28 protein-coding genes, 3 pseudogenes and 1 riboswitch are annotated in these 26,981 nt (G+C 46.2%); of the genes and pseudogenes, 12 read left to right on the top strand and 19 right to left on the bottom strand.

Annotated features, from left to right (window positions below; translation table 11 throughout):
* Positions 1-59: 59 nt before the first annotated feature.
* Positions 60-539 (bottom strand): DinB family protein, encoded by a 480-nt coding sequence (locus tag M1D69_RS15305; RefSeq protein WP_458105610.1) that lies wholly within the window; start codon positions 537-539, stop codon positions 60-62.
* Positions 540-826: 287 nt separating this feature from the next.
* On the opposite strand from M1D69_RS15305, the pseudogene M1D69_RS15300 reads away from it, so the two are divergent.
* A pseudogene (locus M1D69_RS15300) lies at positions 827-1,656 on the top strand (phytoene/squalene synthase family protein).
* Between the two features lie 28 nt (positions 1,657-1,684).
* Here the strand turns inward: M1D69_RS15300 and M1D69_RS15295 are convergent.
* Positions 1,685-3,052 carry an MATE family efflux transporter gene (locus M1D69_RS15295; protein WP_059293074.1) on the bottom strand — a complete coding sequence of 456 codons (1,368 nt, stop codon included), beginning with the start codon at positions 3,050-3,052 and terminating at the stop codon, positions 1,685-1,687.
* A 123-nt stretch (positions 3,053-3,175) separates the two neighbouring features.
* Here M1D69_RS15295 and M1D69_RS15290 point away from each other — a divergent pair, with 123 nt between their 5' ends.
* The 3 genes from M1D69_RS15290 (at position 3,176) to M1D69_RS15280 (ending at position 6,313) form a co-directional block, all read left to right on the top strand.
* The gene (locus tag M1D69_RS15290; protein ID WP_059293073.1) at positions 3,176-4,039 is read left to right on the top strand and encodes an AraC family transcriptional regulator; all 864 of its coding nucleotides are present in this window, start codon (positions 3,176-3,178) and stop codon (positions 4,037-4,039) included.
* A 17-nt stretch (positions 4,040-4,056) separates the two neighbouring features.
* Complete coding sequence (locus M1D69_RS15285) at positions 4,057-5,079, top strand: LacI family DNA-binding transcriptional regulator (protein WP_458105611.1); 1,023 nt, start codon at positions 4,057-4,059, stop codon at positions 5,077-5,079.
* A gap of 205 nt (positions 5,080-5,284) precedes the next feature.
* Entirely contained in the window at positions 5,285-6,313 is a 1,029-nt protein-coding gene (locus tag M1D69_RS15280; protein ID WP_458105612.1) for a Gfo/Idh/MocA family oxidoreductase, read from the top strand.
* A 38-nt stretch (positions 6,314-6,351) separates the two neighbouring features.
* Here M1D69_RS15280 and M1D69_RS15275 read toward each other — a convergent pair whose 3' ends face one another.
* Entirely contained in the window at positions 6,352-6,861 is a 510-nt protein-coding gene (locus tag M1D69_RS15275; protein WP_458105613.1) for a DinB family protein, read from the bottom strand.
* Positions 6,862-6,917: 56 nt separating this feature from the next.
* A pseudogene (locus M1D69_RS15270) lies at positions 6,918-7,557 on the bottom strand (LysE/ArgO family amino acid transporter); the annotation flags it as partial.
* Positions 7,558-7,645: 88 nt separating this feature from the next.
* On the opposite strand from M1D69_RS15270, the gene pdxR reads away from it, so the two are divergent.
* Positions 7,646-9,103 carry a MocR-like pyridoxine biosynthesis transcription factor PdxR gene (pdxR, locus tag M1D69_RS15265; protein WP_458105614.1) on the top strand — a complete coding sequence of 486 codons (1,458 nt, stop codon included), beginning with the start codon at positions 7,646-7,648 and terminating at the stop codon, positions 9,101-9,103.
* 1 nt (position 9,104) lies between these two features.
* On the opposite strand, the gene M1D69_RS15260 is transcribed toward pdxR, so the two are convergent.
* Complete coding sequence (locus M1D69_RS15260) at positions 9,105-9,743, bottom strand: pentapeptide repeat-containing protein (RefSeq protein ID WP_458106137.1); 639 nt, start codon at positions 9,741-9,743, stop codon at positions 9,105-9,107.
* Positions 9,743-9,880, bottom strand: coding sequence for a hypothetical protein (locus M1D69_RS15255; protein WP_458105615.1), 138 nt, complete (start codon positions 9,878-9,880; stop codon positions 9,743-9,745). Before M1D69_RS15255 ends, M1D69_RS15260 begins: the two co-directional genes overlap by 1 nt.
* Positions 9,881-9,950: 70 nt before the next feature.
* Between M1D69_RS15255 and M1D69_RS15250 the strand changes: the two genes are divergently transcribed.
* The gene (locus tag M1D69_RS15250; protein WP_024120867.1) at positions 9,951-10,754 is read left to right on the top strand and encodes an alpha/beta fold hydrolase; all 804 of its coding nucleotides are present in this window, start codon (positions 9,951-9,953) and stop codon (positions 10,752-10,754) included.
* A 25-nt stretch (positions 10,755-10,779) separates the two neighbouring features.
* On the opposite strand, the gene cysC is transcribed toward M1D69_RS15250, so the two are convergent.
* The 3 genes from cysC to M1D69_RS15235 all read right to left on the bottom strand — a co-directional run bounded on the left by cysC (position 10,780) and on the right by M1D69_RS15235 (position 13,390).
* A complete protein-coding gene (gene cysC / locus M1D69_RS15245) occupies positions 10,780-11,379 on the bottom strand; it encodes an adenylyl-sulfate kinase (RefSeq protein ID WP_458105616.1) in 600 nt (199 codons plus the stop codon).
* Positions 11,376-12,545, bottom strand: coding sequence for a sulfate adenylyltransferase (gene sat, locus M1D69_RS15240; RefSeq protein ID WP_458105617.1), 1,170 nt, complete (start codon positions 12,543-12,545; stop codon positions 11,376-11,378). Before sat ends, cysC begins: the two co-directional genes overlap by 4 nt.
* Positions 12,546-12,679: 134 nt before the next feature.
* Positions 12,680-13,390 carry a phosphoadenylyl-sulfate reductase gene (locus M1D69_RS15235; protein WP_059336309.1) on the bottom strand — a complete coding sequence of 237 codons (711 nt, stop codon included), beginning with the start codon at positions 13,388-13,390 and terminating at the stop codon, positions 12,680-12,682.
* A gap of 200 nt (positions 13,391-13,590) precedes the next feature.
* Between M1D69_RS15235 and M1D69_RS15230 the strand changes: the two genes are divergently transcribed.
* Both M1D69_RS15230 and M1D69_RS15225 read left to right on the top strand, forming a co-directional pair.
* The gene (locus tag M1D69_RS15230; protein WP_458105618.1) at positions 13,591-14,274 is read left to right on the top strand and encodes a 2-phosphosulfolactate phosphatase; all 684 of its coding nucleotides are present in this window, start codon (positions 13,591-13,593) and stop codon (positions 14,272-14,274) included.
* Positions 14,271-15,029 carry a phosphosulfolactate synthase gene (locus tag M1D69_RS15225; RefSeq protein ID WP_458105619.1) on the top strand — a complete coding sequence of 253 codons (759 nt, stop codon included), beginning with the start codon at positions 14,271-14,273 and terminating at the stop codon, positions 15,027-15,029. The genes M1D69_RS15230 and M1D69_RS15225 overlap by 4 nt, the downstream gene beginning before the upstream one ends.
* Positions 15,030-15,074: 45 nt before the next feature.
* Here M1D69_RS15225 and M1D69_RS15220 read toward each other — a convergent pair whose 3' ends face one another.
* From M1D69_RS15220 to M1D69_RS15190, 7 genes are all read right to left on the bottom strand, one after another.
* A complete protein-coding gene (locus M1D69_RS15220; protein WP_010333695.1) occupies positions 15,075-15,704 on the bottom strand; it encodes a YitT family protein in 630 nt (209 codons plus the stop codon).
* A gap of 95 nt (positions 15,705-15,799) precedes the next feature.
* The gene (locus tag M1D69_RS15215) at positions 15,800-16,915 is read right to left on the bottom strand and encodes a mandelate racemase/muconate lactonizing enzyme family protein (RefSeq protein WP_458105620.1); all 1,116 of its coding nucleotides are present in this window, start codon (positions 16,913-16,915) and stop codon (positions 15,800-15,802) included.
* 8 nt (positions 16,916-16,923) lie between these two features.
* Positions 16,924-18,192 carry an MFS transporter gene (locus tag M1D69_RS15210; RefSeq protein WP_458105621.1) on the bottom strand — a complete coding sequence of 423 codons (1,269 nt, stop codon included), beginning with the start codon at positions 18,190-18,192 and terminating at the stop codon, positions 16,924-16,926.
* Positions 18,193-18,281: 89 nt separating this feature from the next.
* Positions 18,282-19,133, bottom strand: a complete 852-nt coding sequence (locus tag M1D69_RS15205) for a GNAT family N-acetyltransferase (RefSeq protein ID WP_458105622.1) — start codon at positions 19,131-19,133, stop codon at positions 18,282-18,284.
* Between the two features lie 4 nt (positions 19,134-19,137).
* Entirely contained in the window at positions 19,138-19,587 is a 450-nt protein-coding gene (locus M1D69_RS15200) for a GNAT family N-acetyltransferase (protein WP_215510665.1), read from the bottom strand.
* A gap of 98 nt (positions 19,588-19,685) precedes the next feature.
* Complete coding sequence (locus M1D69_RS15195; protein ID WP_458105623.1) at positions 19,686-21,524, bottom strand: bifunctional homocysteine S-methyltransferase/methylenetetrahydrofolate reductase; 1,839 nt, start codon at positions 21,522-21,524, stop codon at positions 19,686-19,688.
* Positions 21,525-21,614: 90 nt separating this feature from the next.
* A riboswitch (SAM riboswitch) is annotated at positions 21,615-21,732 on the bottom strand.
* A gap of 107 nt (positions 21,733-21,839) precedes the next feature.
* On the bottom strand, positions 21,840-22,331 hold the full coding sequence (locus tag M1D69_RS15190; protein ID WP_458105624.1) for a YajQ family cyclic di-GMP-binding protein: 492 nt from the start codon (positions 22,329-22,331) through the stop codon (positions 21,840-21,842).
* A 98-nt stretch (positions 22,332-22,429) separates the two neighbouring features.
* On the opposite strand from M1D69_RS15190, the pseudogene M1D69_RS15185 reads away from it, so the two are divergent.
* Positions 22,430-23,328, top strand: a pseudogene (locus M1D69_RS15185) (CvfB family protein).
* 53 nt (positions 23,329-23,381) lie between these two features.
* Here M1D69_RS15185 and M1D69_RS15180 read toward each other — a convergent pair.
* From M1D69_RS15180 to M1D69_RS15170, 3 genes are read right to left on the bottom strand one after another with little or no spacing between them, the layout of a single operon-like run.
* Positions 23,382-23,966 carry a sporulation delaying protein family toxin gene (locus M1D69_RS15180; RefSeq protein WP_458105625.1) on the bottom strand — a complete coding sequence of 195 codons (585 nt, stop codon included), beginning with the start codon at positions 23,964-23,966 and terminating at the stop codon, positions 23,382-23,384.
* Positions 23,963-24,898: a sporulation-delaying protein SdpB family protein gene (locus tag M1D69_RS15175; RefSeq protein WP_458105626.1), complete on the bottom strand. Its 936-nt coding sequence runs from the start codon at positions 24,896-24,898 to the stop codon at positions 23,963-23,965. Before M1D69_RS15175 ends, M1D69_RS15180 begins: the two co-directional genes overlap by 4 nt.
* Entirely contained in the window at positions 24,883-25,419 is a 537-nt protein-coding gene (locus M1D69_RS15170; RefSeq protein WP_458105627.1) for an SdpA family antimicrobial peptide system protein, read from the bottom strand. The genes M1D69_RS15175 and M1D69_RS15170 overlap by 16 nt, the downstream gene beginning before the upstream one ends.
* Positions 25,420-25,600: 181 nt before the next feature.
* On the opposite strand from M1D69_RS15170, the gene M1D69_RS15165 reads away from it, so the two are divergent.
* The 3 genes from M1D69_RS15165 to M1D69_RS15155 are packed head-to-tail and all read left to right on the top strand — an operon-like array spanning position 25,601 to position 26,845.
* On the top strand, positions 25,601-25,948 hold the full coding sequence (locus M1D69_RS15165; RefSeq protein ID WP_458105628.1) for a PadR family transcriptional regulator: 348 nt from the start codon (positions 25,601-25,603) through the stop codon (positions 25,946-25,948).
* Complete coding sequence (locus M1D69_RS15160) at positions 25,945-26,532, top strand: HAAS signaling domain-containing protein (protein ID WP_458105629.1); 588 nt, start codon at positions 25,945-25,947, stop codon at positions 26,530-26,532. Before M1D69_RS15165 ends, M1D69_RS15160 begins: the two co-directional genes overlap by 4 nt.
* A gap of 19 nt (positions 26,533-26,551) precedes the next feature.
* Complete coding sequence (locus tag M1D69_RS15155; protein ID WP_024120885.1) at positions 26,552-26,845, top strand: DUF3784 domain-containing protein; 294 nt, start codon at positions 26,552-26,554, stop codon at positions 26,843-26,845.
* Positions 26,846-26,981 lie beyond the last annotated feature (136 nt).

The raw sequence follows: 26,981 nt of genomic DNA, 5'->3' as shown, positions 1-26,981 counted from the left end.
ATCCTTTTTTTTACAACAGCAATATCGAAGTGTTGTTGCACCAAAGTCCCCACGTTCCTTCAATATGAATGAATAGGTTTTAATGTTCTGCCGATAAAACTAGCTGATACTGGGCTTAACTTTAATTCCCTAGCCCATACAGAAAGTTGACCAATATGGTGGATTTCGTGAGCGATTATATGGTGTAATATTTCATCTCGCGTATATAGAACATCTTTCTCCCAAGGAACGCTTACAAGGTCATCTTTTATTTGCTCTGAATGTGTTTCTAAAACATCAATAATTTCAGTTCGGAATGTATTTGAAAGGGATTTCACTTTATCGAGTGTTTGATAATCAGCGAACTGAACAACGATATCTTCTTTTCCTTGGATAGCACGAACCCAACTATATTCCACGTCAATAATATGAAAAAGGGTATATAAAATATTCTCTACCCCGCCAAGATGGTTTTTAAGTAACTCTTCAGTGCTTAGTTGATGACACCAAGTAAACCATTGATCTCTAACCTGCCAGTTATATTCAAAAAATTTTATCACTGAACTCACTCCATTACTATAATGTATTAAATAACAATTAGCCCTTTTTTCCGTGATTCCTCTTTTATTGAAGCAGTGATTGAGAAGTGTTTAATCTCTATCTGTTGTATGGCATTAAAAATAAAAAAAGCATATCTCGTTGATGGTCCTGTTCAGACTAGGTATTCGAGGTTTATATGATTGAAGCAGCATGTTGCGCATTTTTCATTCTTGTTACTTTTACAAAGTAAGAATCGGCTTTTTCTTCATATACAATTAGGAGAAAACATAATAGACTTGAAGAAGCAGTGATACATAGGAGTGAAAAGAAATGAAAGAGATAAAAGAAGCCTATCAGCAATGCGGACAGATTGTCAGCGAATACGCGCCAGCCTGTTTCCGGGCATTCTCATTTCTCCCGCTGAAGCAAAGACAAGCTGCTTGGGCGGTTTTGGCGTTTTGCCATACGGCAGCCAGTGCAGATGAGAAGGTGATACCTGTATTTGAAGCTGAGGCTGAACATGTTTTTCAAAGGGCGAGTAACGGGAAACACGATTTGTGGAAAGCGTTCGACCATGCGTATCAGACATTTACATTAGACAGCGAGCCTTTTCGGGAGTTCCTTGCCGCAAAGAAAGATGAATCGAAGACGCATGAAACCCTTGATGAACTGCTCATGGACGCATATCAGACGGGCGGAAACGCAGGATTGATGCTGCTGCCGATGCTGACGCGCCGAAATCAAGATCAGCTCAAACAAGCAGCGGTCTCTCTCGGCTTGGCCATACAGCTGATTCGAATTTTAAACAATCTCGGAACGGACCAGCATCAAAAAAACCGCATTCCCCGCCAGGTGATGCAGCAATTCGGCTATACAGAAGACGATCTAGAAAAAGGCACCGTCAATAAAGCGTTCACGATGACGTGGGAGTACATCGCTTTTGAAGCGGAGGCTTACCTTGAAGAGTGCCTGGATGCCCTGCCGATTTTCCCTCAGTATTCTCAAAAAGCGGTAAAAGCTGCAGCTCAGCTGTACCGAGCCATTCTGGAAAAAATCCGAGCAGAGCAGTACAACGTATTTGGACACAAGCATGCCTTAACAGACAGCGAAGCAAAAATGATTCTGTCCGAGCTGTAAAAAAACACCCGGCTTGTTCTGCCGGGTGTTACGCCATACCTTTTTGAATCCAGATCCGTGAGCGCCATCTTCTGTACATTAAGATTCCCCGGACCCATTCATCCGCGATAAAAGAAATCCATACGCCGGCAAGCCCGAAACCGAGATGAATGCCGAATAGATAAGCAAGCGGAAGGCCGATGCCCCACATGGAAATCATCGCCATGTAGACCGGGAATTTCGCATCCCCCGCGGCGCGCAGAGAGTTAATAATAATCACATTAAATGAGCGGCCCGGTTCAAGGATGATGGTCATCGCAATCAAAAGGCTTGCGGTAGCAATAATATCAGGGCTTTGTGTGAAGATGCCGATCAGGTCTTTTGAAAAGATTGTCATCAAAACAGATGTGGCCGCAGCAATTCCAAGCGCCCAATACAAGCTTTTCATGCAGCGCTCATATGCGGCGTCAAACTGTTTGCCGCCAATATAGCGGCCGATTAAAATTTGTGTGCCTTGGCTGATCGCAGTCCCGAATAGCAGAATAAACATCGTAATATTTTGCGTATACACTTTGGTTGTTAAAGCCTGCGCCCCCATGATGGCAATAAAATAAGTGACAATCATTTGCGAAAGGTTATAAGAAAGCTGTTCGCCTGCTGAAGGAATGCCGATTTTCAGCAGCTTGCGCAAATGGTCTTTATGCATATGAAATACTTTTTTCAACGACATCTTCAGCTGAATGCGTTTGTTGACAATGACAATCATCGCGATTAATCCGATAACACGCGCGATAGATGTGGACATGGCAACACCGGCTACGCCAAGAACTGGAAAGCCGAACAGACCGAAAATAACAACAAAGTTTCCGGCAATGTTTAAAATGTTCATGCCGATTGTGACAAACATTGTATCCTTTGTGTAGCCATAGCTTTTTAAGATTGCGCTGAATGTCATGATTAAAGCCTGAATAAAGGACAGACCTCCGACAACTTGTAAAAAGACTTTAGCGTCAGGCATCAGCTCATTTGATAATCCCATCATATGAAGCAGAGGAACTGCCGCAAAAAAGATGAGAGCGCTGATGGCGAGGCTGATGAAGAAGTTGGCTGCGATTGACACATAAGCGACTTCCATAGCTTCTTTCTTTTTCCGGGATCCTAAAAATTGTGAGATGACAACAGTTGTTCCTGTTGCGATAAAGCTGAACATCACGATAATTAAATTCAAAATCTGGTTGCTGACGCCGACTGCCGCCACACTGTTATCTGAGTATTGGCTCAGCATCAGTGTATCAGCATTACCCATAAACATATATAATGAGACCTCAATAAAGATCGGCCAAGTAAGCGAAAATAATGAGAACGATTTGTCAGCGGGTTTTTTCAAAGCAGTTGATTTGAAGACAGCTTGTTTCATAGTGTCTAACCCCTTTCGTAAATAAAATCAACGTTTTAAAGTGTACCTCCATTTCCTTATAATAAAAAGGGAGAGAAACGATACTTCTTGCAAAAATCCGACTTAAAAAGGAGGGTGATCAAATTGCCTCGCATCCTGTTTACAGTCCCGCCTTTTCCGGTGTTTATTGCAGCCGGAGAAGGGGTTTTTAAAAAAGGAGAAACCCATGTCAAACGCGTTTTTTCTGTATTTGATCTGATATACGTCAAGCAGGGGACGTTATATATCACTGAAAATGAAAAATCGTTCTCTGTTGAAGGGGGCGAATATATCTTGCTTTCTCCCGGTCTTGAACACTATGGGACAAAGGGCAGTGATGAAGCGACCTCCTATTATTGGCTTCACTTTGATGAACATCAATATGAATTTACCGCAAAAGGGGGCAGCAATTGGGCAGAGCTTCAGCGGGAAAAGGGGAGCTTCGAGGAGCCGGCCCGCTACGGACTGGCATTGCCGAGAAAAGGCAAGGTGCAACGCCCGCAATTTATGGCGCAGCAGTTTGAACGGCTCATTGATTACTCCGCAGAAAACTCCGATTTGCCGCTCAGAAAACAAATCTTGTTTGAAGAGCTGATGCTGCACCTTCAAAAGGAGGCGTTTCAAATTCCGTCTGCAAAAGAGCGGGTGGCATGGGAGGCCGCCCGATACTTACAGGAGCATTATAAGGAGAAAACGACAATCAAGGATCTGTCGCTCGCTCTGCACTATAATCAGGATTATGTGACCCGCTGCATGCAGCAAGTGCTTGGTGTCACGCCGGGCCAATACACAAATCGGGTGAGAATGACTGAAGCAAAGCGTCTTTTATCCTCGACAAATGATAAAATGGGCGTCATCGCGGAAACGATTGGAATGGAGGACCCGACATACTTTTCAAAACTCTTTAAGCAAATTGAAGGCATTTCACCAATTGAATACCGGAAAATTGTCAGCCGGAAAGTTCAATAAGCAGACGAGGGATGAAGATGAAAACGACAATTTACGATGTGGCGAGGAAGGCGGGTGTCTCGATCACGACCGTATCGCGCGTCATTAACCATACGGGCCGGATCAGTGACAAAACAAGGCAAAGGGTCATGAATGTGATGAAGGAAATGGCGTACACGCCCAATGCTCACGCCGCTGCTTTAACGGGAAAGCGGACCAATATTATCGGCCTTGTGACGCCTGATATTTCAAACCCGTTTTACGGCGAGCTCGCGAAAAGCATAGAGGAAAGAGCGGATGAGCTTGGTTTTCAGATGATCATTTGCAGTACCGATTACGATCCGAAAAAAGAAACGAAATATTTTTCTGTCCTAAAGCAAAAAAACGTAGACGGCATCATTTTTGCGACAGGAATTGAGAATCATGACAGCATGTCAGCTTTAGAGGAAATTATTAGCGAACATATCCCGCTCGCCATGATTTCTCAGGATAAGCCCCTTCTTCCGATGGATATCGTCGTGATGGATGATGTTCTCGGCGGGTATGAGGCTGCCAAGCATCTTTTGTCACTGGGCCACACGAGGATTGCCTGCATTGTGGGTGACGGGTCAACGACAGGTGAAACAGACAGAATCAAAGGATTCCGGCAGGCGATGGGGGAAGCGAATATGCCGATCGATGAGTCGCTGATTGTTCCGACACGCTTCTCTTTGGAGAGCGGAAAGGAAGAGGCGGGAAAATTGCTGGACAGGGATAGGCCAACGGCTATTTTTGCTTTTAACGATGTATTGGCCTGTGCCTCCATTCAGGCGGCGAGAATAAGAGGCATCAAGGTTCCGGATGATCTGTCCATCATCGGGTTTGATAACACCATACTTGCTGAAATGGTCGATCCGCCCCTGACAACGGTAGCCCAGCCGATTAAAGAAATGGGGCAGCGCGTTATTGAACTGCTGGCGGAAGAAATCGAAGGAAAACGAAAGGCAAAACAAAAAATCGTGTTATCACCCGAGCTAGTGATCAGACATTCTACATCACCGTTCAAGAAAAGAATCCGTTAATGCAGCGGGTTCTTTTCTTTTTGACAGCGAAGGCGAAAAAGATATTGCATGGGAAGAAAGGACATTGTAAAATAAAATCACCTTTTGAGAAAGCGCTTGCGCAAAAATATATCGGCCAAATAGTGGATGAACCGCTATTTTTTTAAATCATTTTGGTAAAACGCTTTCATCGAGCGGTAAAAAAGGAGACTGAGGAGATGAGGACATGGGAAATCGAGTAAGATGCGCGGTATTAGGGTTAGGGAGACTGGGATACTATCACGCAAGAAACCTTATGACCAGCGTTCCGGGAGCTGAGCTTGTCAGTGTCGTTGATCCGATGACAGAAAGAGCCGAGCAGGTCGCTAAAGAATTCGGGCTTGAAAAATGGTCGGATGATCCGCATGAGATTTTAGCAGATTCCGAGATTGATGCTGTGGTCATCGTAACGCCGACAAGCACACATGGGGAAATGATCATCAAAGCGGCGGAAAACGGCAAGCAGATTTTCGTTGAAAAACCGCTGACATTAAACCTTGAGGAATCAAAATCAGTTTCTGAAACAATAAAAGAGACGGGTGTCATCTGCCAAGTCGGTTTTATGAGGCGTTTTGATCCTGCATATGCGGATGCGAAACGGCGGATAGACGCTGGTGAGATCGGCAAACCCATCTATTATAAAGGCTTTACACGCGATCAAGGAGCGCCTCCCGCTGAGTTTATCAAACATAGCGGAGGGATCTTTATCGACTGTTCCATCCATGATTACGATATTGCCCGATATTTGCTCGGAGCGGAGATCACTTCTGTTTCCGGACACGGCCGGATTTTAAACAACCCGTTTATGGAACAATACGGCGATGTTGATCAGGCGCTGACGTATTTAGAATTTGATTCCGGCGCAGCGGGGGACGTCGAGGCAAGCAGAACCTCTCCATACGGCCATGACATCCGTGCAGAAATTATTGGGACAGAAGGCAGTATTTTCATAGGGACATTGAGAAACCAAAATGTCACCATCCTCACCGCTAAAGGGAGCAGCTATGAGATCATCCCAGACTTTCAAACTCGTTTTCATGAAGCCTACTGCTTAGAACTACAGCATTTTGCAGAGTGTGTCCGGAATGGAAAAACACCGATTGTGACAGATGTCGATGCGAAGATCAATTTAGAAGTCGGCATCGCCGCGACCGATTCGTATCGAAGCGGCAGGCCTGTACAGCTTGATGTGGAGCGTGCTTATACAGGTATGTAAAAGTTAGAGGCTTTACGGCCAAAAAAAGCAAGGACAGTTTAGCCCTTGCTTTCTCTTTTCTCATATAAATAGTACATATAATCAGTAGGTACGCCTGAATGGCCCAGCTGTCTTAGCATGGCCGTCACGTTCCCTCTGTGATAAGTGCCGTGATTGACGACATGCAGGATGGTGTCTGCATAGGTTGATTCCAGTGTACCGAGTTTCGGATGCTGCATGGAGAAGGTCTGTTCTAAGTCCGTTTGGCGGCTGAAGAAATGATGATACTGTAATTCCAAATCGTAAGCGTGCTGTTTAATCGCTGCCATATTGCCATGCGCGGACTCGAATTTGCCTGCGCCGTCTATAATCTCTTGGTAGTCCACTCCCGAAAGAACGTTCAGCCATATGTAGTCAGCCCTGCACATATGAAGCAGCACGTCACTGACAGAAGGGAATACGCTCTTTACTTCTTGATAAGCAGTTTCCTCCGGCAGGTGTTCGATATGGTTCAAGATTCGCTTGTTCGCCCAGGTATGATAGTCATAAAACTGTTTAGCATCAGTCACAAACATCGCCCCCTTTTCTAAATAGAATTCGATGTTTAGGCTGTGGTTTCCTCCAGTTAACGAAAGATCGAGAACAAGAAATAGACGGCGGCAGCCCACATTACCACCGCAGAACATTTGTTTACGATCAACATAAGCCTGCCGCTCGTATCTATCGTCTGAAACAGCCGGCCCGCTATCGCAAGACTGATAAACCAAATCCAAGACACAGCGATGCAGGCGGCCATAAAGAGCCATTTCTCAAGCCCTGAATACTGCAAAGAGCTTGTACCGATGACGCCGACAGTGTCTAAAATGGCGTGCGGGTTTAACAGAGACACGGCTGCGGCAAATGCGGCTTGTTTCTTTGCTGTGAATGTATTGTTTTCTTTGTCATCCGTTTTCGGACGGCTGTTCCATGTCACCCAGCCCATATAAATGAGAAACAAAAATCCCACGGCCATCATTCCCGTCTCAAAAACAGGCACCTGCTGCACAATGACAGATACACCCGCAACCGCTAACACAATGAGCAGGGTATCGCAGACAGAAGCACTGATGACGGCTGGAAGCGCCAGCCAAATATGCCTTTGCCACGCTCCCTGCTGAAAAATAAACACATTCTGCGCCCCCAGCGGCAAAATTAAGCCGAAGGCCAGCACAATTCCGTGAATCATTGCATTCATGCTGAAAAAAACTCCTTTCACATCTGTTTTTCTCATAATAATAGAGAAGATTTTACATGTCTCCGGCCATTTGGTTGGTTTTGAAACCAGCCAAATGTATAATGTGAAAAAAAGGGGGCTTGACGTTGTCACATTGGCAGCCAAGCCGTGAATCGGACATTCCGCTTCATCGGCAAATCGAACAATATATAAAAGAAAAAATTCTCCATGGCGAGTGGGCTGTAGGGACGAAAATTCCGTCGCAAAGAACGCTGGCGGATATGTTTCAGGTCAACCGAAGCACAGTGACATCGGCGATTGATGAACTCACGTCTCAAGGTCTGTTAGAGGGGAGAAGAGGCGGCGGCACAAAGGTAGTAAACAGCACATGGAGCGTGCTTGCGTCAGCTCCGCCGCTTGATTGGAGCACCTATGTCCGCTCAGGGATTCATCATCCCAATTCTTCTATCATTCAGGATATCAATAAAAACGAGGTGCGAGAGGATATCATTCGGCTGGGGACGGGAGAGCTTTCACCAGAGCTGCTGCCGGATGAAACGATGCGCAGGATGTTTCAGCAAATCAATCCGCATGTTCTGTCTTTAGGATACGAACAGCCGAAAGGAAATATAGACCTGCGGGAGGCGGTGGCTGAGCATTTAAAAACAAAGCATATCAATGTGTCACCTTCAGTCATTTTAATTGTATCCGGCGCATTACAGGCGCTCCAGCTCATTTCGATCGGGCTTTTAAAGCGGGACTCGGTCATTTTGACAGAAAAACCTTCCTATCTTCACTCTTTGCATGTTTTTCAATCCGCAGGGATGCGGCTTCGCGGTGTGCCGATGGATGAAGAAGGAATGCAGGCGGGGCTGATTTCAGCTTACCGGAAGCAATACGGGGGCCAGCTGCTTTACACGATTCCGTCGTTTCAAAATCCGACTGGCATTGTGATGTCAGAGAAGAGAAGGGAAGAGGTTGTCAGTCTGTCAAAAAAAGAGCAGCTGCCGGTCATTGAGGATGATGCATACGGTGATTTGTGGTTTGAAGAACAGCCGCCGCTGCCGTTAAAGTCGATGGATCAGGAAGGCAATGTCCTGTATCTCGGCACGTTTTCGAAAACAGTAAGCCCCGGTCTTCGAATCGGCTGGCTGGCCGGCCCGGAACCAGTTATTGAAAGGCTGGCCGACATTAAAATGCAGACGGATTACGGATCGAGCGGCCTCTCTCAATGGGCCGCGGCGCAATGGCTGTCACAAGGATATTATGAAGAACACCTCGCTTGGGTAAGAAGGGAGCTGAAGAAAAGGAGAGACGCGGCACTTCAGTTTCTTCAGCAGTATGCAGGAGATATTGCCGAGTGGCGCATCCCAGCCGGCGGCTTTTATATATGGGTCACATTCCACAAACAACTGCCTGTCAGGCAGCTGTTTCTTGAATTACTGAAACAGCAGGTGCTGGTGAACCCCGGTTCCGTTTATGACGGCCAAGACCGGCGCAGCATTCGGCTGTCGTATTCCTATGCATCTCTTCAGGATCTGAAAATCGGCATCAAGGCGGCTGCAGATACAGCCCGCCGCCTGATGACGCAGGCTTAAGCTAGACGATGACAGCTCCCAGCGCTCTCGCAAAGGCCATCGCGTGCTCCGGAGCAATTTTGCAGCCCTTTAATTTGTCTAGTGAGACATGGATCTGTTCAAACCGGCAGGAACTGATGTCCGCGTTTTGAAGTGACGTACCGGTAAAGTTGGCGCCCTCCAGTTCGCACGCATCAAAGTGTGTCTGCTGGAGCGCCATGCTGCTGCATTCACTTTGCAGAAGGACACAATGATGAAACAGAACGTGTTTCATATTCGAATAATAAAATGAACTGAATTGCCCGTGACATTCCTCGAACGACACATTCCGCAGCGTTGAGTCCGCCAAGTTCATTCCGACCATTTTCGATTGCTTAAATAAAGTTCTGTGCAGAACAGCCCCGCTGAAATCAGCGTTCGATAAATCGCATTTTTCGAAAATCACATCTGTCAGCTCAATAAAACGAAAGGAAACATCGATAAACACGACATTCCGAAATACGGTTTTTTCAATACAAAGCCTGTCTATGTCTTCACCGGAAATTGAACAATCTTCATATAAATGCATGCTGATCACATCATCTGTTGCAGCCGTTTCATGAAAATCGGCAGCTTGCAGATTTTCTGGTACGTACGGTTTTTGAATCGCTGTTTTATTCATCATTTGACATCCTTTACATTCCTGAATGACCTAAAGCCATCAGGATCAATTTCATAGATCGTTTCCGCTAATTGATACATATAGTAAAACGTGAAGAGCCTTTTCTGGGTGCTGCAGCCCGCTTGTTTTGTAAGCATAAATGCAAAACTTCCTGTACGTCAAGGCGTTTACAAGACGGGAAAGAAAAGGGAACAGGAGGAATGTGGAGTGGGGCATTACGTAAAAACCGAGGAGCATGTGACACTGTTTGTGGAGGATATCGGGCATGGAAGGCCTATTATCTTCTTGCATGGCTGGCCGCTGAATCATAAGATGTTTGAATATCAAATGAATGAGCTGCCGAAAAGAGGATTCCGTTTTATTGGCATCGATTTTCGGGGCTACGGTGATTCCGACCGTCCGTGGGAAGGCTACGATTATAATACGATGGCAGATGACGTGAAAGCCGTTATTTATACGCTTCAGCTTGAGAATGCGATTCTTGCCGGCTTTTCGATGGGAGGTGCGATTGCGATCCGTTACATGGCAAGGCATGAGAGCGCCGATATCGATAAACTGGTTTTATTGTCAGCGGCCGCGCCAGCATTTACAAAGCGCCCGGGCTATCCGTACGGCATGAGGAAACAAGACATTGATGACATGATTGAACAATTCAAAAGCGATCGGCCGAAGACACTTGCTGACCTGGGAAGACAGTTTTTCGAAAAACAAGTTTCTCCGGAGTTCCAGCAATGGTTCCAGAATCTTTTGCTGGACGCTTCCTCTTACGGAACGATTCACTCAGGCATTGCGTTAAGAGACGAGGATCTCAGAAAGGATCTGGCGGAAATCAAGGTGCCGACACTCATCCTGCACGGCAGAAAGGACAAAATCGCTCCGTTTGATTTTGCAAAAGTATTAAAACGCGGCATAAAGCAATCGGAATTGGTTCCCTTTGAAAACAATGGGCACGGGCTCTTTTATGAGGAAAAAGAAAAAATAAACAGTCTGATTGCGCAGTTTGCTAAATAAAAAAACCCGATCAATGTCGGGTTTTTTAAATGATGCCTTTGTGCTGCAATTCTTTGATGATCAAATCAGCTCCATCCGCAATGGACGTTTGGTCAGATTTAATGATCAAATCGGGAGAAAGAGGCGCTTCATAGGGAGAATCAATCCCCGTGAAATGTTTGATGTCTCCGTTGCGCGCTTTTTTATAAAGACCTTTCGGATCCCGCTGTTCACAAACCTGGAGCGGGCATTTCACATAAATTTCGAGAAATTCTTCGTCGGGAAACAGCGCTCTGACCATATCCCGATCCTCTCTGAACGGAGAAATAAAGGCTGTTAAGATCATTTGGCCGCTATCGACAAACAGCTTTGCGACTTCCCCGATCCGGCGGATGTTTTCGATTCTGTCCTCAGTCCGAAAGCCGAGATCTCGATTCAATCCGTGGCGGATATTATCGCCGTCAAGGACATAACTCTGAATTCCCATGTGATAGAGCTTTTCATCTACGGCATTGGCGAGCACTGATTTTCCTGAGCCGGACAGACCGGTAAACCAAAGGGCGCAGCTTTTATGTCCGTTTAAGCTCTGTCTATCAGATTTTTGGATCACCGCTGGATGCCAAACGATATTCGGGTTGTGTGTCATTCTGATCCCCCGCTGTTTCTCTGAATGGCAACAGGCTGCTGATGGAGCCCTTTTATCAGCACGCTTGCAACCTCGGGCCGGCTGAATTCTTTCGGCGGCTTTTTGCCTTGGCGGAGAAGCTCCCTCACTTTGGTGCCTGATAAATGGATGTGATCTCTCGCGCTGTGCGGACACGTTTTAGAGGTGCCCATATTTCCGCATTTCCGGCAGTAAAAGCTATGCTCAAAAAACAGCGGCTTGATGCCCAGCTCTTCTTCAGTGAATGATTTGAAAATGGTCTGTGCGTCGTACGTTCCGTAATAGCTGCCGACACCTGCATGATCGCGTCCGACGATAAAATGGGTGCAGCCGTAATTTTTGCGGACGAGCGCATGGAAAATCGCTTCACGCGGCCCGGCATACCGCATGGCGGCAGGGAACACCGATAACATCACCCGATCCTTTGGATAATACTGGTCAAGCAGTACTTGGTAGCTTTCCATTCTGATATCACTCGGAATATCATCTGATTTCGTTTCTCCTACTAACGGATGAAGCAGCAGACCGTCGACGGTTTCCAACGCTGTTTTTTGAATATATTCATGGGCTCTGTGAACGGGATTCCGCGTCTGAAAGCCGACAATCGTTTTCCAGCCGAGCTTTTCAAAGGCCGTTCTCGTTTGTGCCGGCGCTGCATAAAACTGTTCGAAGGACTTATCGGGAAGGCGGCTGACAAGGATAGGCCCTCCAATATAAAAGTCCGGACGCTCCAGCAGTTTTTTTACTCCGGGGTGGGCGGGATCGTTTGTTTTATAAACAGACAGCGCCTCCTGTGATTTGTCTGGCTGATAGATATCGGTCACTGTCATCATGCCGTACGTCACGCCGTGTTTCACAAGCTTCACGTGATTTCCGACAGACAGCTGTTTGGCTGTTTCTTCGCTGACAGGCAGCGTAATAGGCAGGCTCCACGGCAAACCGTTCGCCAGCCTCATCTCTTTCACAACGGAATGATAATCTTTTTCTCCCAAAAAACCTGTTAACGGGCTGTAGCCGCCGATCGCGATAAGCTCGAGGTCGCTCAGTGCCAGCTGATCAAGCTCAGCTTCGCAAGTGCAGCCATCAAAAGTGCATGCGGGATCGAAGCGGTTGATTAACACCCCTCCATGGGGCTCGATTGCATTCACGTGCTTAACCTCCATCTTTGCGTTTTACATTGTTTTTTAATAGTCTGCCATTTCTTCGCTGGACGGGCTTTCTCATCAATAGAAAATGTAGATTGAAACCTGCCGGCGCTTCCATTCTCACGACATACGGTCTTTCATTCCTGGTGCAGACCGCATTCAGTTTTCTCGCGTCCGGCCCATCTTCCCGCTCTCTCATCATTTGGGTTTGAAGAAGGCAATGTGCACATTTCACAGCCTATGCTCGGGTAATTTTGATCGTGCAGTTTGTTGTAAGGCAAATTGTGGAGCCGGATGTACGTCCAAACATCATCCCATGTCCAGTGAATGAGCGGACAGACCTTAATAAGCTTAAATTTCTGATCCTGATTGATGAATTGAATATGCTTTCTCGTCGGCGATTGCTCCCGGCGCAGACCTGAAATCCAAGCTGTCATGCCTGATAAGTGTTTTTGCAGAGGTGCGATTTTCCGTAATTGGCAGCAGAGATTCGGGTTGTGTTTCCATAATTCATCGCCGTATTGCGCCGCTTGTTCTTTTAAGTTCAGTTCGGGTTCAAGCAGCTGGATCGTAAATGCCGGGTATTTTTGTTTGACGGCTTCGATCAGCTCATATGTTTCCTGAAAATGGAGCCCTGTATCTAAAAAGATGATGTGCGCATGTTTGTTGATCTTTGAAATTAAGTCAAGAAGCACCATCCCTTCAGCGCCAAAGCTGCATGCATACACGATCTTATCCCCGTATGTCCTGTAAGCCCATTTCAATACATCGAGCTCATCGATCAATTGCTCCTTCATCTCTTTTGCCAGCGTTTCGTTCCATGTGTCAAAGGTGATGTGTTCGTTCAATATTTTCCCCCCGTTTTGCATCTGTCTGTTTTTTATCTATTGATCGAGTTATAGGCAGACTATTCACTTTTGAGATAAAGGTTCAGGGTTTTTAGGTGTGCGGCCGCCTAAAATGAGGAGACGGAGGCGCGGCGGAACCAATAAGAGACCAGCTGAATATGCTTTTTAGCAAAATGGTTTTATGCCCAAGGAGAGGTATTATGCCAATTACCATTTATCAGGGGCATCATCATTCACTTGCCCCGGCGGATATCAATATCGTTATTGACGTCATTCGAGCCTTTACCGTGGCCCATTTTGCTTTTATCGGCGGGGCGAAAGAAATTCTCTTGGTCCGGACAACTGAAGAAGCCTTCAAGCTGAAAGAAACCTATCCGGATTATGTATTAACAGGAGAGGAAAAGGGGGTCGGAATCAAAGGGTTTGATTTGGATAATTCTCCAAAGCGTATGGCAGAGCAGGATATGGCGGATAAGCGGCTGATTCAGAAAACGACAAACGGCGTCACAGCGGCGTTAGGAGCGCTGAAGTCCAGGCATCTTTTTGTGACCGGATTTTCTAATGCCAGATCAACAGCGGAATATGTGAAAAAGCTCGCTGCAAAAGATTGTGTACTGAACATTGTGGCTTCCCATCCGTCAGGTGATGATGATATGGCGTGTGCGGAATATATCAAAAGCATCATAGAAGGGACGAATGTTGCGGCGGCTGAAGTGATTGAAAGAATCAAAAACTCATCCGTTGCGGAGAAGTTTTTTGACAGCAGCCAGCCGTTATTTGATCCGAAAGACATTGCGTACTGTACAAAAGAAATAATGGGCGACTTCGTGATGAAAGTAAAACAAGAAAGAGAAGTTCCAACGATAGAGAGGGTCATGATATGAATGATTTTTCACTAGAATTGCCAGTGAGAACAAGTAAACCGAGAGAAAACGGACAGACCATTTTAATCGACAACGGCTATCCCTTACAGTTTTTCAAAGATGTGATAGGCGCGGCATCCGACTATATAGATTTTGTGAAATTCGGCTGGGGCACTTCATTACTTACGAAAGACCTTGAAGAAAAAATCAGCTCCCTGAAAGAGCATGACGTGAAGTTTTTCTTCGGCGGCACGCTGTTTGAGAAATATGTGAGCCAGAATAAAGTCAACGAATTTCATCGGTACTGCACCTACTTCGGGTGCGAATATATTGAGATTTCAAACGGCACTCTCCCGATGACGAATAAAGAAAAAGCGGCTTACATTGCTGATTTTTCTGATGAATTTCTTGTGCTCAGCGAGGTAGGCAGCAAGGATGAGGAAGTATCAAGCTGCCAGTGCTCTGAGGAATGGCTTGAGTATATTCTCGAAGATATGGAGGCAGGCGCAGAGAAAGTGATTACGGAAGCAAGGGAAAGCGGGACAGGGGGGATCTGTTCCAGCAGCGGAGATGTCCGGTTTCAAATCGTTGATGATATCATTTTGTCGGATATCGATATCAGCCGAATGATATTTGAAGCACCGAACAAAACGCTCCAGCAAAGTTTTATCCAAAGGATCGGGCCGAATGTCAATTTGGCGAATATCTCATTTCATGATGCGATTGCTCTGGAGACTTTGCGCTTGGGGTTAAGATCCGATACCTTTTTTTTGTAAAACAGCGGCTGCGGGGCTCTCTGTATCGGGAGAGCCTCTTGCCTATTATTTTTTATGACGGTACATAGGCGTAAGTATGGGAAGAGAGGTCAGGCGGATGTTATAGATGAAGTCGATGACTCTTGTTGATATCACTTGGCAAATCAGAGCTTGAATCACAATGCCCCAGGCAATAATTGATGCGGTAATCATAAAAATGATGCAATTCATAATGAGCAAGATGGTTCCCGGGTTTCCGCCCCGGTAAATTGAGATCATAAGAGCAAGGGCTCCAAACCCGCCGTTAGAAATTTTATATTTGTATAAAAGTCCGATGCCGAGTCCTAATAAAACAGCGCCGCTTGCCAAATCAAGCCACAGGTTTGAGGTGATGTCCGGAAAAATGACATCGAAGATCAATACCGATACAGAGGTGACGGTAATCGAGGCGAGAGTGCCGGTGAATGTTCTCATCTCCAGCCATTTTAAAGCAGTAAAAAGCATTGACACATTCACAGCCCATACCGAGAAGCCGTGGGGAATGTGAAACAAATGGTGCAATAAGACCGCAATACCTGCCGCCCCGCCTGTCGGAATATCATGCGGAAATAAAAATAAGGACATGCCGAGTCCCTGTAATACACCGCCTGTGACAATCATAAACGTGAGTTTTGCTTTCATCAGCAGTTCAGCCATTAAGTCATTTGCTCCTTTATGAAAAGACTTGTCCGCTGTTACCATTTTATGAGGCTGTCCATGATTTATGTCTATAAATAAAGGGATGGGACAGCTTAAAACGCTGAACCATCCCACATATACCGATTGACGATCTCCGTATTGATTTCTCCGCCGATCCCTGTTCCTTTCGGGATGTGCACGATTCCTTTTGAAGGCTGAAGGCTGATCAGTTCTGTAAAAGGATTCTCCATTACGTCCCACTCAATCGGTTCAATTTGGTCGTTCTCCATTTTTGACCACGGAGGCAGACAGGCCTGCGCAAATAAAGCATAAAGCCGGGAAAGAGCGCCGTCATAGGCATGGGCAGACGCTCTCACACCGAAATAACGCGCGAGCTGGAGGCAGTCGCGAAACTCATCGATTCCATTGACATGCATGACATCAGGCTGAATAATATCCAGGCAGCGCTGTGAGAGGAGAGGCGCAAATTGTGCCGCGCCTTTCATATTTTCTCCGCCGGCGACAGGAACGGATAAACGGCTCCGCAGCAAAGTGTAATCCTGCGGCTGGTCAAAAGGCAGAGGCTCTTCCAGCCAGCTGATATTGGTCCATTTCGAAAAGAGACGCTCCCACTTTAAAGCTGCTGCTGGATCGTAGCTTTGGTTTGCGTCCAGAATAATAGAAACAGAGCTGCCGGCCGTGTTTTGCAGGGCAGTGATATGCCGCACATCTTCCTCAAAGGTTGTCCCGCCGATTTTGACTTTGATTTGATTGAAGCCCTGTTTCAATTGAACTTCAACATTCGTAAGCGAGCTGCTGATCCATTGCGGATGGTCTGAATAGGATTGGAAAGAGGCATATACAGGGAGTTCTTCTCTGTACCGTCCGCCCCACATGTCGCATACGGAACAACCTGCCGCTTTCGCCGCAATCTCCGTCAGTGCCATGCTTACCGCCGATGCCGCCCGCTGATGCCATTTTTTGATTGTGCGCACTAAAGGCAGGCGGCTGCCTGCCTGTTTACCTAAGAGGTAGGGAATGATTCGTTTTGTGAAACCGACATGCAGGGCCGGGAGCCAATCCGCACACTCTCCCCAGCCGTCAATGCCGCTTTCTGTGATAATTCTGATCAGATAGCATGTCCGGTATTGTTTAAATCCGTTTGCATCTCCGTAAGGTTTCTCTAATCGGTGCAAGAGCGGAAAGGTCTCGATCCGTTCGATTTTCAAACCGGCCGCTACCTTTCCTCAGCCGGTTGCAACCGATTTCCATTCATTGCAGGCTCTTCTTTTTCATTCGTCTCGTCTTTATTTTGTTTGACATGAATCAGCGTAAGCACAAGAATGCCGACAACCAGCGTCAAGCCCGCAATGCTTAAGAACATGCCGGGTCTTGACCACTGCATCAAGCGCCCGAAAATAGGAGGCCCGATCGCCACCCCCAGAAAACGCACTGATCCGTACAGCGATGTCACAAAACCCCGTCGTTCTTTGCCGACAGCGCCTGTAATAAAGCTGTTAATACAAGGAAGGACAAGGCCAGAACCGATACTGCTCAGCACGAGAACGCTGATAAACAGGACGAGATTTTCAATGAATGACAGTGCCGCGTAAGACACAGTCATAAACGCTAAACCGATGACGATCAGCTTTTTCATTAACGATTGCTTTTGCCCGATTTTGCTGCCCGTCGTATAGGATGTCACACACATGACCAAAAGGGGAATCGCCAAAATCAGCCCTTTTTTGACGCCGTCTGTATCGTATGTTTTTTCCAGTACGTCTGATAGGTAAAACAAAATGCCGAATAAGGTAAACAAACAGGTAGCCCCGGCTAAATAAGCGGTAAACAGCCATCTGCCTTCATGCTTAAATACACTTAACAGCCCTTTTGCGTATTTTCCGATAGGAGGCGGTTCTTTTTCTTTTTTCTTTTCTTTAATAAAAATCCAAGTCAGCACGATTGAAATGATACAAAACACAGGAAAGGCAAAAAATGCGCCATACCAAACGATCAGGGCGATAAGTGAGCCAATAATCGGCGATAGAACTTTCCCCATGCCGTTTGACGCTTCAACAAGGCCGAGCACTCTGCTTTCCTGCGCGCCTTTAAATAGGTCCGCTGACAGCGCCATCGCAATCGGTCCCGTTCCTGCTGCTCCGATACCCTGAAGAGCCCGGCCAGCCATGACCCACGGATAAGCATTGTCAAAAAAACCTGCCGCAAACCCGGCCAGCAATCCGCCTGCTCCATACAAAAATAAGCAGGGAATAATGATAATTTTCCGTGAAAACCGGTCTGCGAGATAGCCGACAATCGGAATCGCAAACGCCGCAATCAGGGAAAACACCGTGATCACGAGACTGACTTGAAATTGGGATAAATGAAGTTCAGATTTCATTTTTGGCAGTATGGGAATAAGCATAGAGTTTCCAAGGGTTAATATTAAAGGGATTGAACCGATAGCTACAATCGTCATTCCGTTATTTTGTTTTGATGTTTCCATCTCAAAGCACACTCCTTTTCTTCTGCTTAGAGTGTCCCTGAAGGCATTAAAAAAACCGAACAGAATCTTCCTGTTCGGGTAAAAAAGGGTTAACCGAGCGCCTGTGAGATGACAGCGAATAATTGTCTGTTTCGTGCAGGCAGCGTCTTTTTTTGGTACATCATAAGCGGGGGCTCATCGTCTAAGTGAAAGCCCATTGCTTCCAGGCTGTCATGCAGCAACGGGCTTTCCCCAGGCACGTCGATTCGCAACGGTCCTTGTTTTCCTGCGGCCAGCCTGTTGACCAATCCAGCAGCGAGACCCGGTGAAGGTGCGATAAGCGGGCCTAATTTCAGATTGGCCGGTGTTTGTACAGATAAGCCATAGCCAATGAATGTGCCTTCATTATTTCTGGCAATTACACATTCCGCTGATTGAGAGATCAAATGATGGAGAAGTGCTGCTCTGTCTCCGCCAAAGGCGGCTTGATCAGCCGCGATTAATTCCGGAAAATCCTTTTCTGTAAAAGATGTCAGTTCACTGTCATGCTGCTTTGTAAGCGGCTTGACGCTTTGACAGCTGTATTTGCGGATTGAACCCGCTGTTTGAAATCCGGCTTTTTCATAAAGCGGCAAACCTTCCTTCGTGGCGCAAAGCATGATGGCGGTGTTTTCATCGACTTGGCTGATACACGCGTTCACCATCCGCCTCCCCAGGCCTCGCCGTTTGTACTCGTTGTCGACGATAACGAGTCCGATAGAAGCAAGTCGGCCATACAAAAACAAACCGATGCAGGAGATGATGTCTCCTTGGCTGTTTTGATACCCGAAGAAGCGTCCGTGTTTTACGAGCAACTGCAGCTCTCTTTCGCCGTAATCCGGCCACCCGGCTTGCCGGGACAGACGCAATAGGCCAGGCACATGTTTTTCAGTAAGCTGAATCAGCTCAATCGCTGAATGCATGTCATCACCTGCTTGTTCCTGGTTTTTTGTACATCACAATATGGGTGCCAATGCCGGAAATCTCAAACGGCTCGCCAAGTTCTTTCCAGCCAAGCTTTTCGTAATAGCCTTTCACATGGTATCTTGCGTTGCACCAGACCGCCTGTACGCCCATATCGGCCAGCTTCTGCTCCGCGTATGTGATCAGTGTGCTTCCGGCTTTTTGATCACGGTATTCTTCGAGCGTTGCCATGCCTCTAAGCCGATATGCGGGTGATTCAGTCAATAGCGGCTGATTCTCGGGAGAAAAGGAAGCGATGCTGATCAGCGTTCCTTCAAAAAAAGCGCCGAGATGGAAAGAGCCTTCTGCTTGATCCTGTTCATATTTGCATTGTTCAATTGATTGATGGGGACGCAAAATGCGGTTCCGGATTTCATATGTATCCTCTGCGGGAATGGTTTTCACTTCAAGCATGATGTTCCTCCTCTTATGTGATTTATTTTCTATATCGTAACACGAATCGGGTTTGAAAAAGACTGCCCAATTGGTTCGGACAGTCTTAGCAAGGGATGTTAATGCAAATAAATATTCTGACGCTGTTCATCTTTTTGCTTAATGTAAGAAGTAAGTTCCGAGGTTAAGTCGGATCTGAGAAAAGGCGTGATTAAATAGATGCCGTTAAACAGCTCGCAGGCGGTATCCAGCAGGGAGCGTGCAATCGCAAGGCCTTCCGCCTTTTGTTTCTCTTTATCTTCGCCGGCGCGCGCCATTTTTTCGCGAATGGAATCGGACAGCTTGATGCCGGGAATTTCGTTATGGATAAACTCAGCGTTCCGGCTGCTTGTCAGCGGCATAACGCCGATATAAATCGGAGTCTTCAAATGCTTTGTTTCATTATGAATATCGACAAGCTGCTGCTCCGAATAGACGGGCTGTGAGATAAAATAATCGGCGCCGCAGTCTATTTTTTTCTCCAGCCGTTTTACGGCTTTATCGAGATGGCGGACGTTTGGATTAAAAGCAGCGGCCACTGAGAAATTGGTTTTCTTTCCGAGCGGCTTTCCGGACAGAGACAGCCCTTCATTGAACTGTTTAATCAGCCTGATTAAATCAAAGGACGTTAAGTCATAGACAGACGTTGCACCCGGGAAATCACCGATTTTAGAAGGATCGCCGGTAATCGCCAGCACATCATGCAGCCCTAAAGTGTCGAGTCCCATTAAATGTGACTGCAGACCGATAATGTTTCGGTCCCGGCATGTAATATGGACAAGAGACCGCATATCGAGCTGCTGCTTGACAAGAGCGCCGCAGGCAACATTGCTGATCCGCGGGGTTGCCAGTGAGTTATCGGCGAGCGTCAGGGCATCGATTCCCGCTTCTTTTAATTCAGCAGCGGCGGACAGAAATTTGTCAAAGCTCAATTTCTTCGGCGGGTCCAGCTCAACAATAATTGAGCGCTTTTCCGCAGCGATTTCATTTAATCCCGGCTCTGTCCGTTCGTGCTGAACAGTCACCAATTCCTTTGCTCGAACCTTTACATGCTTTTCCGTAACGGGGGCGAGTCCGCCCACAGCCTCTGCCATAGCCCGGATGTGGTTTGGCGTGGTGCCGCAGCAGCCGCCGATAATCCGCGCGCCTTGCTTGCGGAACTCAGCCGCGCTGTTTTGAAAATACGTGTCGTCAGTTTCATATACGAGCCGGCCTTCTTCGAGAGAGGGGAGGCTGCTGTTCGGGTAGACAGATAAAAACACGTCATCAAAAATCGGCACTTCACTGAGCGCTTCAATCATGTGGTAAGGGCCGAGCCGGCAGTTAATGCCGACGATATCGGCACCGAGATCCGCAACCGAGCGCAGCGCATCGGAAAGCGGCGTTCCATCCTGAAGTACGCCCTGCTCATGCATGGATACATTCAGCATAATCGGAAGATCGGTTTCTTTCCGTGCGATTTTCAGCACTTCACGGGCTTCTTCCAAATCATAATACGTTTCTAACAGCAAACCGTCCGGCTCTTCATGCAGCAGTAAATACAGCTGTTCGCGAAAACTTCGTTTGATTTCGTCAAGGCTGTACGCATTTTTGTTAAACGTGCGGATGCCGCCCATCGTCCCGAGCACATACGCATCGCCGGCGGAAGCCCGCGCGATTTTTACAGCCTCCTGATTCATTTTTTTGATATCATCTTCAAGGCCGTGTCTCGATAATTTAATATAGTTCGCTCCGTACGTGTTGGTTTGAATGATGTTTGCTCCCGCTTCGACATAGGCTTTATGTATACGCTGAATTTCCTCAGGTTTTGAAAGATTAAGCTCCTCAAAGCACCTGTCTATTCCGAAGGAGTAAAGCAGCGTGCCCATTGCGCCGTCACCGATTAACACCTGTTTTTTCAAATCTTCTAAAAGTCCCATTGTCTGCCTCCTTTATTCACATTCAGCAAGGAAAAAAGAGAAATAAAAAAAGTCCTCTTAAGAAGAAGACTTTGTTAGTGATATTGTCTCTTCTTATCTTCCAAGCTGTTCGAGCTTGCTGGATTTAGCACCTTGGTCATGGCAATGCGCCATTACACCGGTTGCTGAAGCTTCGTCGGGCCAGTCCCTCTGCTTCTCTTGATAAGAACGGATATGAAATTTTCCATGTTCAGGAGCTGCCAAAAGATGCCTGGCATTTTCCCTTTCTCCAAATTTACCGAAAATAAAGACAATAATCAATAGGAATCAGAAAATTTATCTGAAATTTATAAATTGAACGTCAATTGGCAGATCAGCATCTCGAACTGCTGCGATAACCTGCTGAAGATCATCCTTGTTTTTTCCGGTGACACGCACTTGATCATCCTGCACTTGAGACTTTACTTTCAGTCCGGAGTTCTTGATGAGGGTATTGATTTTTTTGGCGTTGTCTTTGTCAATCCCTTGAACAAGCTTTGCGCGCTGGCGTACGGTGCCGCCGGACGCGTTCTCAATTTTGGCGTAATCAATGTTTTTTGTCGGTACGCCGCGCTTAATCAATTTACTGACAAGCACATCCTTGAGCTGGCTTAATTTGAATTCGTCATCGGAAACTAGAACAAGCTCTTCTTTATCTAATGAAATGTCGCTTTTGCTCCCTTTGAAGTCATAGCGTGTGCTGATTTCCTTCAGTGCGATTTGAATCGCGTTTTGCACTTCAGGGAGTTCCACCTTGGATACAATATCAAATGAACTTTCTTTTGCCATATGAAAACCTCCATAACATTTAACTTATGTGTTGATTATAGTAGAATAAAGAGAAACTTCCAACAGAACAAAGAATCAATTTGTGATGATTGGAAAAAATGTTAACAAGATCCGCAGTGAAATAAGCGGGAAGAGGAAGGACGATAGCATGAGACCAGGGCAGCAATTAACCTTGAGTATAGATCACGAAACGGACTTCGGTTACTTTTTAACCGATGGAGAAGATACGATTCTCTTACATAATAGTGAAGTGACAGAGGATATAGAAGACAGAGATGAGGTAGAGGTCTTTATATACGTTGACCAGCAGGAACGGCTTGCAGCAACGATGAAAATTCCAATCATCAGCGCTGATGAGTACGGCTGGGTCGAGGTAGTGGACACGGTAGAGGATATGGGCGTATTCGTCGATGTCGGCCTTTCGAAAGACGCGCTTGTCGCAACAGAGCATTTGCCGCCGTATGAAGATGTCTGGCCGCAAAAAGGGGATAAGCTCTACTGTATGCTGAAGGTGACAAATCGGGGGCGCATGTTTGCCAAACCTGCACCGGAGGACATCATCAGCGAGCTGTTTACGGACGCTTCAGACGATCTGATGAATAAAGAGCTGACCGGAACGGTGTACAGGCTGATCGCTTCAGGATCGTTCATCATTACGGATGACGGAATCCGCGGTTTTATTCATTCATCAGAAAGAAAAGAAGAGCCTAGACTCGGCTCAAGAGTGACAGGACGTGTGATTCAAGTGAAGGAAGACGGCTCAGTGAATATGTCGCTTCTTCCGAGAAAGCAGGATGCGCTGTCTGTTGATGCCGAGTATATTCTTACGTATTTAAGAACGAGAAACGGCGCCATGCCGTACAGCGACAAAAGCCAGCCTGATGATATCAAAGAACGTTTTAACATGAGCAAGGCTGCCTTTAAACGGGCGCTTGGCCACTTAATGAAAAACGGAAAAGTGTATCAGGAAGACGGCTGGACATACGAGAAAAAATAGTGCGTGAAAAAGGCTCGCCTGCAGCAGAACTGCGGAGCGAGCCTTTTTTAATGCTAATTTAATTCATCAACCAGCGTTCTGATTGCCATTTCGCGATCCACATTGTCTGAAATCGCGATCGGCGTAATATCAATGGCAAGAATGACAAGAATCAGCGCACCGGCAGCAGCAACGTAAGAAACATAATAGAAATAGTTAGCGGTATCGACCGTGTTGACGAGCTCGGCTTGAACTCTGGACGTATCATCCTTGGAAGCGGCGATGTCCTTTGCAGCTTCTACTTTTTCTTCAACGATTTGACCTGCTTTTTTCAGCAGTTCATCCACTTTCATTGCATCTTTGCTGTAAACAGCTTTCTTCAGAGTGTCAAAAAAGTCAGCATCCTCTTTTTTGATATCAGCAACAACCTGATTGGCAAAAGCCTTTGCCTGTTTTGTGTTGAGCTTGTCTGTCATCGCTTTATTAAATACCTCTGGAAGCTTTTTGCCCACTTCACCCTGAGCAAACACAAACCCTTTAAAAATCTCTTCACCTGAATACTCAAGCTGTTTCGCCTGTGCTACACTTTCCTGCTGCTTGACCAAAAACACTGTTGTCACCAATACAACCGACAAAAATACAAGAAACGCCTTCTTCAAACTGAAACCTCTCCCTTCTTTTCTTTTTTATTCCACTTCAGTCTGCGTATATATGTAAATTGAAACGTGGAATCAATTGGAGTGAGATACAATATCAAAATGCCGGCCATGATGAGTGAAAAGCTGATTAAACCCAGCATAACCGCGAATATCTCATGCATAAAAACAGCGATAATTAAAATCAATCTCCAATGCTTCTTCGGCGCGAACAGTGCCGCAAAGATGACAATCTGAACGAGAAGCGTCCCCCATGTCGGAATCACCACAAACGGACTTGATACAAACGGCTTCGTTAAAGCCTGAAAAAAGCCGTTGAAGCCGATGGTTTTTTCCTGGGCGAAATAATAGACGGCCGTTCCGTCCACCCATTCCTGCTGAGACAGCTTAGCGACAGTAGAGTGAAAGTAAAGTACCGCTACTTGGAGTCTGATGACAAAAAAAGAAATAAAAGCTGTGATTTTTCCAATTGTTCTTTGGCCCTCTGGGTCATCAGGCCTTCCGCTCCAATGCCATTTTCTCGGGTCAGTCAGCGTGATAGGAATCAGCAAAAATGTGATAACCGCGGCTGCCTGCTCGCCTCCGTCGATGACAATTAACGACGACTGCAGGCTGTAACTGACATACCAATGGAGAATCCCGGTGATTCTGGGGCGCCACCCGATCACAACGAGCACCAGAATGGCAATACAGACCCACCTGAACAGATTTAACATCATATAGTTATTTTCGCCGAGGCAAAAGAGACTGAGATTCATTTTACAAGCAGGGTAACTGCTGATTCCGCTGGCAGGCTTCATAATGAGGCTTGGATGATTGACAAGCAGCGTCAGCAGGCTGGATAAAGCAATAATGCTTCGCGTGAGTCCGTATACATTTGTCCACGGGTTTTTTTTGTCCCATCCGGTGATGGTCTGTTTTATGTTTTCGAGCATGAGATCACAACCTTGACTATGCTTTTTACCTGATAAGACGAAGCGGTGTATTTAGAATAGCTCCAAGGAACGATGTCCTCTTTCGTCAAATAATAGCTGCCGCAAAGCAGCGGGCGGGGCGCCGGTGTTTGCAGTTGAACGGTTTTGGCTTTGCTTTTGCAGGCACTCAGGTCCGTTTCTTTACATGCTGTCCACTGTTCCTTGCCGACTTGGCTGTAGATCACGCCCATTTCTACGCCCTGCGATCGCCCATAACGATACAGACCGAATAGGTTATCAGCCCTCATATTAGGCCATCTGACCTTGGCGCTGGCATCTCCATCTTCATATAAGCCGATGGCGGTATCACGGGGATTTTTGCTGAAAAAGCCCCAGCCCTGAGGAATGACGCTGGACATGAGAAATTTGGAGTCCTTTGTCAGCGGAATCGGGGTTGTCCCTAAGCTGCCAATGATGGAAAACAGAAATAAAGACCCCCAGAGAACTGAAAAAATGATAAAAAATGATATCGATTTCTGCATTCGACTGCTCCTTTTTAAACTGAAGAGATTCATTTTTCTTACTCTTCATAATATAAAAACATTTTTGTAATAAAAAGGTTAAAAAGTATGAGAAATTCCATTTTTGTTAAAGGGGAAAACAGGACATTTTTCATAGCTATATGTCATTGATATATAGTGATTTTTTCGATATATTTAAACCATGAAAACGAATCAAATTAACGACCGCTGGATTGTTCAATTTCGCAAAGGGATTTTCGAGCTGGCTATTTTATCCCTGCTGCGCTCAAAACCGATGTATGGTTATGAGCTGACATCGTCCTTAAAAACAACCCCTGCACTGGCTATTTCAGAGGGTGCGATTTATCCGATTTTAAAACGGATGACGGAGAAGGACTGGGTCGAATTTTTTTGGCAAGATTCTTTGGACGGCCCGAAAAGGAAGTACTACAAAATGACGCAAAAAGGAGAAGCGATGTTAAAAGAACGGCTGGAGAAATACCTGGAAACCCATCAAGCTTTACTGTCTTTATCGGGGGATTTGCTATGAATGCACAGCACATCATTGACCGCTATATGGAGGAACTAAACGCTGAGCTGGCGAATATGCCTGAAGTAGAGAGAGAAAACACGATAGCCGAATTGAAGGGCCATTTAACCGCTTTTGTACAAGACAGAATGAATGCCGGCCATAGTGTAGAGGATCTGCGGGAAGCTGTCGAAAATGAGTTTTCTCATCCGAAAGAGCTTGCCGAAGCGATGATGGGTGAAGGGGAGGAACAGAAACGGAGGGGTTCTGTGTTAGGAAAAAGCGGGCTTTCAGTTTTTCTCATTGCTGTAATCATACTCCTGCCGCTGCTGCCGCCCTCGTACAGATATGTGCCATTGGCTCTTTATTTGGCGGTGCTCGCAGGCTATGTGTGGAAGCGGAAGAAGTTAATGATGTTTGCGGGTGTAAGAAAAAACAAAATGCGCTCTCAACAAGAGATTGTCACGATTTCTAGGGTCGGTGCGGGCTATCTGCTGTTTTTGGCTGTTCTGCTTCTTGTGCAGCCGCTCATCAATGCATTCGTCGTCCTTCTGCTGATTGTGGTTAGCTGTGCCGCTTTTTTTCTTTATTTAAACGTCAAGTAATGGTGTAGGAGGCTGTAATATGGAGATCAGCATCAATTATCTATTAATTGTCATTTCGCTTTTATTCTTTGTGGTAGCCTATTTTGTCGGGATCAAAAAACAGACGTGGATGCTGGCGGGATTTAATGAGGCACGTATCCGGGATAAGGATCGGCTGGCCAGAATAGCAGGCTACTTTTTCTTGAATTCCGGTTTGTTCATTCTGCTGAACAGCTTTATCTCATTTCAAGGCCAGGAGCAGCTGATTCCGCCGCTTATTTTGGCATATGGCGCAGGGGTTATTATTTACGTGAATAAAAAACTGGTAGAATAGGAGCTGAAGGACGGAGCGAAACCTCTGTCCTTCTTTCTTTTTCCTGAAAATAGGAACGAAGCACCACATACAAGTTTCGGTTTTTTTGTTAGGATGAACGAAAAAATAGATTCCAAAACAGGAAGGATGTGGTGTT

Source organism: Bacillus sp. PK3-037, from assembly GCF_054161355.1.
Note: the sequence above shows the minus strand (reverse complement) of the source record. Positions and strands in the feature narration are given on the sequence as shown.

Excerpts from the sequence above, each read along its gene's own strand:
- M1D69_RS15170 (WP_458105627.1), bottom strand. The coding sequence starts at position 25,419 with ATGCAGAAATCGATATCATTTTTTATCATTTTTTCAGTTCTCTGGGGG.
- M1D69_RS15190 (WP_458105624.1), bottom strand. The coding sequence starts at position 22,331 with ATGGCAAAAGAAAGTTCATTTGATATTGTATCCAAGGTGGAACTCCCT.
- M1D69_RS15230 (WP_458105618.1), top strand. The coding sequence starts at position 13,591 with ATGCCAATTACCATTTATCAGGGGCATCATCATTCACTTGCCCCGGCG.
- M1D69_RS15165 (WP_458105628.1), top strand. The coding sequence starts at position 25,601 with ATGAAAACGAATCAAATTAACGACCGCTGGATTGTTCAATTTCGCAAA.
- M1D69_RS15280 (WP_458105612.1), top strand. The coding sequence starts at position 5,285 with ATGGGAAATCGAGTAAGATGCGCGGTATTAGGGTTAGGGAGACTGGGA.
- M1D69_RS15155 (WP_024120885.1), top strand. The coding sequence starts at position 26,552 with ATGGAGATCAGCATCAATTATCTATTAATTGTCATTTCGCTTTTATTC.
- M1D69_RS15255 (WP_458105615.1), bottom strand. The coding sequence starts at position 9,880 with ATGCTTACAAAACAAGCGGGCTGCAGCACCCAGAAAAGGCTCTTCACG.
- M1D69_RS15200 (WP_215510665.1), bottom strand. The coding sequence starts at position 19,587 with ATGCTTGAAGTGAAAACCATTCCCGCAGAGGATACATATGAAATCCGG.
- M1D69_RS15295 (WP_059293074.1), bottom strand. The coding sequence starts at position 3,052 with ATGAAACAAGCTGTCTTCAAATCAACTGCTTTGAAAAAACCCGCTGAC.
- M1D69_RS15205 (WP_458105622.1), bottom strand. The coding sequence starts at position 19,133 with ATGCATTCAGCGATTGAGCTGATTCAGCTTACTGAAAAACATGTGCCT.
- M1D69_RS15225 (WP_458105619.1), top strand. The coding sequence starts at position 14,271 with ATGAATGATTTTTCACTAGAATTGCCAGTGAGAACAAGTAAACCGAGA.
- M1D69_RS15210 (WP_458105621.1), bottom strand. The coding sequence starts at position 18,192 with ATGGAAACATCAAAACAAAATAACGGAATGACGATTGTAGCTATCGGT.
- M1D69_RS15220 (WP_010333695.1), bottom strand. The coding sequence starts at position 15,704 with ATGGCTGAACTGCTGATGAAAGCAAAACTCACGTTTATGATTGTCACA.
- M1D69_RS15260 (WP_458106137.1), bottom strand. The coding sequence starts at position 9,743 with ATGAATAAAACAGCGATTCAAAAACCGTACGTACCAGAAAATCTGCAA.
- M1D69_RS15195 (WP_458105623.1), bottom strand. The coding sequence starts at position 21,524 with ATGGGACTTTTAGAAGATTTGAAAAAACAGGTGTTAATCGGTGACGGC.
- M1D69_RS15175 (WP_458105626.1), bottom strand. The coding sequence starts at position 24,898 with ATGCTCGAAAACATAAAACAGACCATCACCGGATGGGACAAAAAAAAC.
- M1D69_RS15160 (WP_458105629.1), top strand. The coding sequence starts at position 25,945 with ATGAATGCACAGCACATCATTGACCGCTATATGGAGGAACTAAACGCT.
- M1D69_RS15285 (WP_458105611.1), top strand. The coding sequence starts at position 4,057 with ATGAAAACGACAATTTACGATGTGGCGAGGAAGGCGGGTGTCTCGATC.
- cysC (WP_458105616.1), bottom strand. The coding sequence starts at position 11,379 with ATGACACACAACCCGAATATCGTTTGGCATCCAGCGGTGATCCAAAAA.